Here is a 2,382-nt window from a genome sequence, read left to right as displayed (position 1 = left end):
ACACCCGTTCCCTGCTCGCCGTCGCCGTGGCCGCCCTGGCGCTCGCGGCCGTTCCCGGCGCGCCCGCCACGGCCGCCTCCCGCGACGGCTGGGTCCGCCTCGCGCACATGTCGCCGGACACCGCCGCGGTCAACATCACGCTGTCGAGCCTCTCGGGCGACGTCACGCTGTTCCGCCTGCAGAACGTCGGGTACGGCGCGGTGTCGAAGTACATGCGGCTGCCGCAGGGCACCTACGCCCTCGCGATGGTCCCCGCGGGGAAGAACGACCCGGACGCGACGCCGGTCGTCAGCGGACAGGTCGAGATCTCGGCGGGCAAGGCGGAGACGCTCGCGGCGATCGGCAAGAACGCCGACCTGAAGACGACCGTGTTCACCGACGACTTGGACGAGGTCGCGGGCGGCGACTCCCGGGTGCGCATCGTGCAGGCGTCCGTCACCCACGACTCCGTCGACGCGACCGCCGGCTCGACCGACATCGCGAGCAGCGCCTCCTTCGGCGACGTCTCCAAGTACGCGACCGTGTCGGCCGGCTCCAACTCGATCAAGCTGTCCGCCGGCTCGGACACGAAGACCCTCAGCGAGGACTTCTCCGCGGGCAGCTCGCATACCCTGTTCGTCATCGACGACGCGAAGGGCGACCTGACCGTGTCGCCGGCGCTCGACAGCGCGGCCGCGACGGAGACGCCCGTCGGCTCACTCGCCGCCGGCGGAGGCGGGCTCGCGGACGGGGACACGCAGCTCGCGCTGCTGCTCGCCGGAGCCGCCGCGCTCGGTGGCGCCGTGGCCCTCGGTGCGATGGCGCGTCGCCGCGACGGGGTCGGCGCGAGCAGCTGACCGTGCGCCTCCGCGTCGCCGCGGTCGTCGTCGTCCTGCTGCTCGCGATGGGCGGCGGGGCGGCGGTCACCTGGCACGGCGTCGTCGAGCAGCGCGCGGCGGCCGCGGAGGTCGCGGCGGAGCGCGCCCGCGTCGCCGGCCTCACCGCGGCCGAGCGACGGAGGGAGCGCGGCGGCACCGACGGCCTCCAGGACCCGACCGTCGCCGACGTGCCGTCGGCGAGCACCGCGCGCCCCGTCCGCCTCCTGATCCCGCGGATCGGCGTCGACACCCGCCTCGAGCGGCTGCAGCAGGACTCCCGAGGCGTGCTCGTCGCACCCGAGTACGCCGACACTGCCGGCTGGTGGGCGAAGGGCGTCGTGCCCGGCGACATCGGCGCGGCCGTCATCGTCGGGCACCTCGACACGGTGCTCGGCCCGGCCGTGTTCGAGCGGCTCAAGCAGCTGCGCCCCGGCGACCTGATCGAGGTGCGTCTGTCGGACGACCGCTCGGTGCGGTTCGCCGTCGACGACAGCCACGTCGTGCAGAAGGCGCTCTTCCCGAGCGCGCAGGTCTACGGCGCGACGCCGGACGCGCAGCTGCGGCTGATCACGTGCAGCGAGCCGTTCGACCCGGTGGCGCACTCCTACACGGACAACCTCGTGGTCTTCGCGACAGCCAAGGCCTGATCGGGGTCAGGCGAGCGGGCGCTGGGCGAGCTGCTCCCGGGACCACCGACCGGGCTCCGCGAGCACCGCCCTGGCCTCGTCCCGCGCCGCCGGTTCCGCGTCGGAGGAGTTGCCCCACAGCAGCACCCCCCGCACGGCGTCGCCGTCCAGGTAGTACACGGTGCCCTTCGACTGCGGCTCGGCCCAGGCGGCGACCGTCTCGAGGCTCGAGTCGAGCGTGCCGACGGCCTCGTACCGGTGCCCGAACACCATCGAGTAGAAGTACGGCGTGTAGGTGAAGGGCGTCTCGTCGCCGACCATCGTCCGCCCGGCCGCGCGCCCCTGCTTGCGCGCCAGATCGACGTGCTCGATGCGGCGCCTGCCGAGCAGCGCGTCCGGGTAGCTCGCGACGTCGCCGGCGGCGTAGACGGAAGGGCTGCTCGTGCGCAGGTGCTCGTCGACCACGACGCCGTCGTCGACCGCGAGCCCCGCCGCCTCGGCGAGCGCCGTGCTCGGGTCGATGCCGAGGCCGAGCACGACGACGTCCGCCTCGATCGTGCCGCCGGCCTCGGTGGTGAGCACGACCCCGTCGTCGGTCGCGCTGCCGGACGCGATCCGGGTGCCGGGCACGATCTCGACCCCGGCGTCCTCGAACCAGCTCTGGAAGGTGCGGGCGAGGTCGGCGGGCAGCACCTTCTCCCGCAGCACCGAGTCGGGCGTCACCAGCGTCACGCGGCAGCCGTTCTGGACCAGGGCGGCGGCGATCTCGGTGCCGATGTAGCTGCCGCCGACGACGGCGACGTGCGGCCGGTCGTCCGCGAGCGCGCGGAGGTGCCGGTAGTCGGCGAAGGTGCGGAAGTAGATCACCCGGTCGCCGGCAGGGAGGTCGAGCTCGACGG

Annotated in this window: 3 protein-coding genes; 2 read left to right on the top strand and 1 reads right to left on the bottom strand. The window is 74.1% G+C overall.

All coding sequences use genetic code 11. The features are described 5' to 3' along the window. Together ACFE60_RS18835 and ACFE60_RS18830 are read left to right on the top strand one after the other, a co-directional pair. A partial coding sequence (locus ACFE60_RS18835) for a DUF4397 domain-containing protein (RefSeq protein WP_375390378.1) occupies positions 1–836 on the top strand: 836 nt, incomplete at its 5' end. Positions 837–838: 2 nt separating this feature from the next. After that, positions 839–1,504 carry a sortase domain-bontaining protein gene (locus ACFE60_RS18830; protein ID WP_375390377.1) on the top strand — a complete coding sequence of 222 codons (666 nt, stop codon included), beginning with the start codon at positions 839–841 and terminating at the stop codon, positions 1,502–1,504. A 6-nt stretch (positions 1,505–1,510) separates the two neighbouring features. Here the strand turns inward: ACFE60_RS18830 and ACFE60_RS18825 are convergent. After that, positions 1,511–2,382, bottom strand: an 872-nt coding sequence (locus ACFE60_RS18825; protein ID WP_375390376.1) for an NAD(P)/FAD-dependent oxidoreductase, incomplete at its 5' end; no start/stop codon positions are given.

The sequence above is a fragment of the uncultured Amnibacterium sp. genome (assembly GCF_964245895.1).
In the GTDB taxonomy this organism is placed as follows: Bacteria; Actinomycetota; Actinomycetes; order Actinomycetales; family Microbacteriaceae; genus Amnibacterium.
Note: the sequence above shows the minus strand (reverse complement) of the source record. Positions and strands in the feature narration are given on the sequence as shown.